Source organism: Kitasatospora sp. NPDC004289 (genome assembly GCF_053602875.1).
Window position 1 is genome coordinate 1 of sequence record NZ_JBSGEL010000139.1, and the last position, 8,510, is coordinate 8,510.

At 70.2% G+C, this 8,510-nt stretch carries 1 protein-coding gene; it reads left to right on the plus strand.

Features of this window, described 5'->3' with window-relative positions:
• A partial coding sequence (locus ACWEPF_RS39110) for an amino acid adenylation domain-containing protein (protein ID WP_452176416.1) occupies positions 1-8,510 on the plus strand: 8,510 nt, incomplete at both ends.

Genomic DNA, 8,510 nt, shown 5'->3' on the forward strand with positions numbered 1-8,510 from the left:
GCACGGGTGACCTGGCGCGGTGGTCGGCGGAGGGTCTGCTGGAGTATCTGGGTCGTGCGGATGAGCAGGTGAAGGTCCGCGGCTTCCGCATCGAGTTGGGTGAGGTGGAGTCGGCTGTCGCGGAGTACCCGTCGGTGGGTCAGGCGGTGGTGGTCGTGCGTGAGGACACGCCGGGTGACAAGCGGCTGGTGGCGTACGTCGTTCCGGTGGAGGGTGCGGAGGTCGCGCTCGGTGAGGTGCGGGAGTTCGTCGCGCGGCGTCTTCCGGAGTACATGGTGCCCGCCGCGGTGGTGGTGCTGGACGCGTTGCCGCTGACCGTCAACGGCAAGCTCGACCGCAAGGCCCTGCCCGCACCGGAGTACACGGCCGCCCCTGACACGGACCGGCGAGGCCCGTCGTCCCTCCGCGAGGAGCTGCTTTGCGCGGCTTTCGCCGAGGTACTCGGTGTGGCGTCGGTCGGTGTCGACGACGACTTCTTCGCACTTGGTGGTCACTCCCTGCTGGCTGTTCGCCTGGCCAGCCGGCTGCGCACGGTGCTGGGTGTCGAGGTTTCGGTTCGCACGCTGTTCCGGGCACCCACACCGGCCGCGCTGGCAGCTCACCTGGGCGAGTCCGGCCGGGCCAGGTCCGCCTTGACGGTCCGTCAGCGTCCGGAGCTGGTTCCGCTGTCCTTTGCGCAGCGTCGGCTCTGGTTCCTGGGGCAGCTGGACGGCCCGAGCGCGACCTACAACCTGCCGATGGTCTTGCCCCTGACCGGCGAGCTCGACGTGGACGCGCTTGGCGCGGCGCTGGCCGACGTGGTGGGCCGGCACGAGGTGCTGCGGACGATCTTCGAGGTCGCTGACGGTGAGCCGTACCAGCGCGTCCTGCCGGTTGTGGAGACCGGCTTCGCCCTCCGGACCGTTGAGGTGGCGGCTGACGCCTTGGCCGCCGCGGTGGCCGGAGCGACCAGCCACGTGTTCGACCTGACCGCCGAGACCCCGATCCGGGCCTCGCTGTTCGTCGCTGGCCCTGGCCGGCAGACCCTGGTTGTCGTCGTCCATCACATTGCCTCCGATGGCTGGTCAACCGGTCCGTTGGCGCGCGACCTCTCCGAGGCGTACGCGGCCCGTCTCGTCGGTGAGGAGCCGCAGTGGGCCCCGCTTCCGGTGCAGTACGCGGACTACGCGCTCTGGGAGCGGGAGCTGCTGGGCTCGGAGGACGACGCGGAAAGCGTCCTCTCTCAGCAACTCGCCTACTGGCGTGAGGCGTTGGCCGGGGCGCCGGAGGAGCTGGAGCTGCCGGGTGACCGGGTGCGCCCGGCGGTCGCGAGCTACCGAGGCCGTACGGTGCCGCTGGAGCTTTCGGCGGACCTGCACGCCGAGCTGCTGACCGTGGCCCGCGAGCAGGGCGTCACCCTGTTCATGGTCCTCCAGGCGGCGCTGGCCGTGCTGGTGAGCAAGCTGGGTGCGGGGACCGACATCCCGATCGGTGTGGGCAACGCCGGGCGTACCGACGAGGCGCTGGACGATCTGGTCGGGTTCTTCGTCAACACCCTGGTGCTGCGTACGGACCTGTCCGGTGATCCGACCTTCGCTGACGTCCTTGCCCGCGTGCGGGAGACCTCCCTCGCAGGGTTCGAGCACCAGGACGTGCCGTTCGAGCGGCTGGTCGAGGAGCTGGCCCCGGTCCGCTCGCTCTCCCGGAACCCGCTGTTCCAGGTGGAGTTGACGGTTCAGAACCAGGCCCGGGCCGAGCTCTCCCTGCCTGGTCTGGAGGTCGGCCGTGTCTCCTCGGGCAAGGCCGAGGCGACGGCCGACCTGATGGTGAACATCGGTGAGCGGTTCGATGCCGAGGGCAGGCTCGCTGGGATCCATGGCGTCGTGATTGGTGCGGCGGATCTGTTCGATCTTGGTTCGGTGGAGCGGATTGTCGCGCGTTGGACGCGGTTGCTTGGTGAGTTGGTGGCTGATCCGTCGGTGCGGATCGGTGCGGTGGATGTGCTGGATGCCGAGGAGCGGCATCGGGTGCTGGCCGAGTGGAATGACACGGCGGTCGAGGTCGCGCCGGCCACGGTGCCGGAGTTGTTCGGGGTGCAGGTGGCCCGGATGCCGGGTGCGGTGGCGGTGGTTGGTGGTGGCGTTGAGCTGAGTTATGCGGAGCTGGACGCCCGTTCGAATCGCCTGGCTCGGTTGTTGGTGGGTCAGGGTGTGGGTCCGGAGTCGGTGGTCGCGGTCTGCTTGGAGCGTGGCGCGGATCTGGTGGTTGGTCTGCTCGCGGTGTTGAAGGCGGGTGGGGCGTATCTGCCGGTTGATCCGGAGTATCCGGCGGAGCGGATCTCGTACATGCTCCGCGATGCCAGGGTGACGTGCGTGCTCACCTCGCAGGACTGCGAGGACCAGGTGCCGTCGATCATCGGCGTGCCGGTCGTAGTGTTGGACGACCGGGCCACCGTGGCCAGGCTGGCCAGCCTGGACGCCACTGCCCCGGTCACCGGTCTGCTGCCGGCGCACCCGGCGTACGTGATCTACACCTCCGGCTCGACTGGCCGGCCCAAGGGTGTGGCGGTCTCGCACACCGGTATCGCTGCTCTGGTGGCCGCGCAGGCTGAGCGGTTCGCGATCGATGCGGCGAGCCGGGTCCTGCAGTTCGCCTCGCCGGGCTTCGATGCGGCCGGCGCCGAGATGTGGGTCACGCTCTGCTCGGGTGCGCGGTTGGTGGTGGCGGGGGCTGGGGAGTTGTTGCCGGGTCCGTCGTTGGTGGAGTTGGTGGCCCGGTACGGGGTTACGCATGCGACGCTGCCGCCGGCGGTGCTGGCGGTGCTGGAGCCGGGTTCGGTGGTGTCGTTGTCGACGGTGGTGTCGGCGGGTGAGGCGCTGGGGGCTGAGTTGGTGGCCCGTTGGGCCGGGGGCCGGCGTCTGGTGAACGCGTACGGGCCGACGGAGACGACGGTGTGCGCGACGATGAGTGCTCCGCTGGTGGCGGGTGAGCTGCCGTCGATCGGTGGGCCGATCGTGAACACGCGGGTGTTCGTGCTGGATGCCGCGTTGCGTCCGGTGCCGGTGGGTGTGGTGGGTGAGCTGTATGTGGCGGGGCCGGGTCTGGCGCGCGGGTATGTGGGTCGTGCGGGTCTGACGGCGGAGCGGTTCGTGGCGTGCCCGTTCGGTGTGGCCGGGGGCCGGATGTACCGCACCGGTGACCGGGTCCGTTGGACGGTTGAGGGTGAGCTGGTGTTCGCCGGTCGTGCCGATGACCAGGTGAAGGTCCGGGGTTTCCGGATCGAGCTGGGTGAGGTCCAGGCGGCTGTGGTCTCGGGGCCTTCGGTGGCGCAGGCCGCGGTGGTGGTGCGTGAGGACGTGCCAGGGGACAAGCGCTTGGTCGCGTACGTGGTTCCGGTTGGGGATGGGGACGATCTGCCGGGCGCGGTGCGGGAGTTCGTGGCGGCCCGGCTGCCGGAGTACATGGTCCCGGCGGCGGTGGTGGTGCTGGACGCGCTGCCGTTGACGGTGAACGGCAAGCTGGACCGCAAGGCCCTGCCCGCCCCCGACTACGCAACAGGTGTCCCGGCCGGCTCCCGTGGCCCGTCGACCATCCGCGAGGAGCTGCTCTGCGTGGCGTTCGCCGAGGTGCTGGGGGTGGAGTCGGTCGGTGTGGACGACGACTTCTTCCTGCTCGGCGGGCACTCCCTGCTCGCGGTCCGCCTGGTTGGCCGGGTCCGCGCTGTCTTGGGTGTCGAGGTGCCAGTGCGCGAGCTGTTCCAGGCTCCCACGCCCGCCTTGCTGGCCACGCGGCTCGGCACGTCCGGCCCGGTCCGCGCTGCTCTGACGATGCGTCAGCGTCCGGAACTGGTGCCGCTCTCCTTCGCGCAGCGCCGGCTCTGGTTCCTGGGGCAGTTGGAGGGGCCGAGCGCGACCTACAACATCCCGGTGGTGCTGCGGCTCAGTGGTGAGCTGGACACTGAGGCCCTGGGTGCGGCGTTCCGCGATGTGATCGGCCGGCACGAGGTGCTGCGGACGGTCTTCGCCACAGCTGACGGCGAACCGCACCAGCGGGCGCTACTGGAGGCGGAGACAGGCTTCGCACTCCGAGTGACCCGGGTCGCTGGAAGTGAGCTGGCCGCCGAGATTGCCACCGCCACCGCCCACGCCTTCGACCTGGCGGGCGAGATCCCGATCCGAGCCCAGCTGTTCACCACTGACGCCGGCGAGCGGGTGCTCGTCGTGGTGATGCACCACATCGCCTCGGACGGTTGGTCGACGGGCCCGCTGGCTCGTGACCTCTCTGCGGCCTACGCCGCCCGGCGTGGGGGCCGTGAGCCGCAGTGGGCCGCGCTTCCTGTCCAGTACGCGGACTATGCGCTCTGGCAGCGTGAGGTGCTCGGTTCGGAGGAGGACCCGCAGAGTGTTCTCTCCCAGCAGGTCGGCTACTGGCGCGAGGTACTGGCCGGCGCGCCGGAGGAGCTGGAGCTGCCCACCGACCGTCCCCGCCCGGCAGTCGCCGGTTACCGCGGTCACGCGGCTGAACTCGCTGTCCCGGCGGACGTTCACCGTGAGCTGCTGGCGGTGGCGCGGGAGCAGGGTGTGACGCTGTTCATGGTGGTGCAGGCGGCGTTGGCTGTGCTGCTCTCCAAGCTGGGTGCGGGCACCGACATTCCTATCGGCACGGCCAACGCCGGCCGCACTGATGAGGCGCTCGATGATCTGGTCGGGTTCTTCGTGAACACCCTGGTGCAGCGCACCGACCTCTCCGGAGACCCGACCTTCACCGAGGTCCTCGGCCGGGTCCGGGAGACGGCGCTGGCCGGCTTCGAGCACCAGGACGTTCCCTTCGAGCGCCTCGTCGAGGAGCTCGCCCCGGAGCGCTCGCTCTCTCGCCACCCGCTCTTCCAGATCATGCTCACCGTGCAGAACAACGCTCGCGCAGAGCTTGAACTGCCTGGTATCGAGGTGAGTGCACTGCGGTCCTCCGGAGAAACCCTGGCCAAGTTCGACCTGGATCTCAGCCTCGGTGAGATCTTCGATGCCGACGGCCGCCCGGCCGGGATCCGGGGTGGGCTGATCGGCGCCGCTGACCTGTTCGAGCGTGCCTCGGTCGAGCGGATCGCGGCCCGCTGGGAGCGGCTGCTCGCCGAGCTGATCGCTGACCCGTCGCTGCGTCTGAGCACCGTCGACCTGATGGACGCCGACGAGCGCCGCCGCGTGCTCACCGAGTGGAACGACACGGCTGTGGAGGTCGCTCCGGCTACCCTGCCGGAGTTGTTCGGGGTGCAGGTGACGCGGACTCCGGATGCGGTGGCGGTGGTCGCCGAGGGCGTCGAGCTGTCCTATACCGAGCTTGATGTGCGTGCCAACCGGCTTGCTCGGCTGCTGGCCGGCCAGGGTGTGGGGCCGGAGTCGGTGGTGGCGGTCTGCATGGAGCGTGGCATCGATCTGGTGGTGGCGATGCTCGCCGTGGTCAAGGCGGGTGGTGCTTATCTGCCGATCGATCCTGAGTATCCGGTGGAGCGGATCGCTTTCACGCTGGCGGATGCCGGTGCGGTGACGGTCCTGACCTCGACGGGGTGCGTGGCGAGCCTGCCTGAGTCGTCTGACGTGCCAGTGGTAGTGCTGGACGAGGCTGCTGTTCGGGCCTGGGTGGCGGAGCTGGACGGTGCCGCCCTGACGGACGACGAGCGGGTCGGCGAGTTGCTGTCGACGCATCCGGCGTATGTGATCTACACCTCCGGTTCCACCGGCCGGCCCAAGGGCGTGGTGGTGCCGCACCTGAACGTGGTGGACCTGTTCGCGGGGACGCGCGGACGGGTTGGCTTCGGCCCGGATGATGTGTGGTCGTGGTTCCACTCGTTCGCGTTCGACTTCTCGGTCTGGGAGATGTGGGGCCCGCTTCTGCACGGTGGCCGACTGGTGGTGGTGCCGTTCGCGGTGTCGCGTTCGCCGGAGGAGTTCTGGGCTCTGGTGGAGCGCGAGGGTGTCACGATCCTCAGCCAGACCCCAGCCGCGTTCGCGCAGCTGGTCACGGCTGAGGGCGATCGGGTGCGAGGCGAGAGCCTGCGGGCCGTGCTGGTCGGTGGCGAGGCCTGGGAACCGGCGATCCTGACCCCCTGGTGGGAGCGCCGCTCGGGCGGCGGACCCCGGCTGATGAACGTCTACGGGCCGACTGAGACGACAGTCTTCGCCACGCTGAGTGCCACCCTGGTACCCGGTGAGCAGCCGACGATCGGCGGCCCCCTTGGCAACACCCGGACGTTCGTGCTGGACGACGCGCTGCGCCCGGTGCCGGTCGGCGTGGTGGGCGAGCTCTATCTCGCCGGCGAGGGCCTGACCTGGGGCTATGTGGGTCGTGCAGGTCTGACGGCGGAGCGGTTCGTGGCCTGCCCGTTCGGCGTGGCCGGGGGGCGTATGTACCGCACTGGTGACCGGGTCCGTTGGACGGCTGACGGCGAGCTGATGTTCGCGGGACGCGCCGACGGCCAGGTGAAGATCCGGGGCTTCCGGATCGAGCTGGGCGAGATCGAGGCCGCTGTCGCCGGGCACACTGGGGTGGCGCAGGCCGCCGTGCTGGTGCGCGAGGACGCGCCGGGGGACAAACGTCTGGTCGCGTACGTGGTTCCTGCCGGGAACGGGGACGATCTGCCGGGCGCGGTGCGGGGGTTCGTGGCGGCGACGCTGCCCGAGTACATGGTGCCGTCGGCCGTTGTGCCGCTCGACGCCTTCCCGTTGACGGCCAACGGCAAGCTTGATCGCAGGGCCCTGCCCGCGCCGAACTACGGGACCACCGCCACCGGCGGCGGGCGCGGCCCGGCCGGGGTCCGCGAGGAGCTGATCTGCGCGGCCTTCGCCGAGGTTCTCGGGCTGGAGACCGTCGGTGTGGACGACGACTTCTTCGCGCTCGGCGGGCACTCCCTGCTGGCCGTACGGCTCGCCAGCCGTATCAGGGCTGTGCTGGGCGTTGAGGTGTCGGTCCGCGAGCTGTTCGAGGCGCCGACACCAGCCTTGTTGGCGGACCGGACGGGTGAATCCGCCGGTGGACAAATGGCATTGACGGTCCGTCAGCGTCCGGAGCTGGTGCCGCTTTCCTTCGCGCAGCGCCGGCTCTGGTTCCTGGGGCAGTTGGAGGGGCCGAGCGCGACCTACAACGTCCCGGTGGTGGTGCGGCTCAGTGGTGAGCTGGACACCGACGCGCTGGGCGCGGCGTTCCGCGATGTGATCGGCCGGCACGAGGTGCTGCGGACGGTCTTCGCCGCCGCTGACGGCGAACCGCACCAGCGGGTGCTGGCTGTGGGGGAGACCGGCTTCGAGCTCCAGGTCGGTGAGGTCTCTGCGGACGACCTGGCCGAGGCCGTGCGCGACGCGACGCGGTACGCCTTTGACCTGGCGGGTGAGATCCCGATCCGGGCGACGCTGTTCGCCGCCGACGGTGGTGAGCGGGTGCTCGTTGTGGTGATGCACCACATCGCTTCGGACGGTTGGTCGACGGGCCCGCTGGCCCGTGACCTCACTGAGGCGTACACGGCCCGTACCGAAGGTCGGGAGCCGAACTGGGCGCCGTTGCCGGTGCAGTACGCGGACTATGCGCTCTGGCAGCGTGACGTGCTCGGTTCGGAGGAGGACCCGCAGAGCGTGCTCTCCCAGCAGGTCGGCTACTGGCGCGAGGCGCTGGCCGGCGCGCCGGAGGAGCTGCAGCTGCCGGCCGACCGGCCCCGCCCGGCCGTCGCCGGCTACCGCGGTCACGCGGCTGAACTCGCTGTCCCGGCGGACGTCCACCGTGAGGTGGTCCGGCTCGCGCGGGAGCAGGGTGTGACGCTGTTCATGGTGGTGCAGGCGGCGTTGGCGATCCTGCTCTCCAAGCTCGGTGCGGGCACCGACGTGCCGATCGGTGCGGCCAACGCGGGCCGTACGGATGTGGCGTTGGACGATCTGGTCGGGTTCTTCGTGAACACCCTGGTGCAGCGCACCGACCTGTCGGGTGATCCGACCTTCACCGAGGTGTTGGAGCGGGTTCGGGAGACGGCGCTGGCCGGCTTCGAGCACCAGGACGTTCCCTTCGAGCGCCTCGTCGAGGAGCTCGCCCCGGAGCGCTCGCTCTCTCGCCACCCGCTCTTCCAGGTCATGCTCACTGTGCAGAACAACGCTCGCGCAGAGCTTGAACTGCCGGGCGTCAAGGCGGCTGGCCTCGGCTCGTCCGCCGAGGTGGTGGCCAAGTTCGACCTGGACGTCAGTCTCAGCGAGGTCGTTGACGTCGACGGCCGCCCGGCCGGGATCCGCGGCGCCGTGATCGGCGCGGCCGACCTGTTCGAGCCCGCCTCGGTCGAGCGGATCGCGGCCCGCTGGGAGCGGCTGCTCGCCGAGCTGGTCGCTGACCCGTCGCTGCGCCTGAGCACCGTCGACCTGCTGGACGCTGATGAGCGTGGCCAGGTGCTCGCTGAGTGGAATGACGCGGCGGTGGAGGTTGTCCCGGTTACGTTGCCGGAGTTGTTCGGGGTGCAGGTGGCGCGGACTCCGGATGCGGTGGCGGTGGTGGCCGAGGGTGTC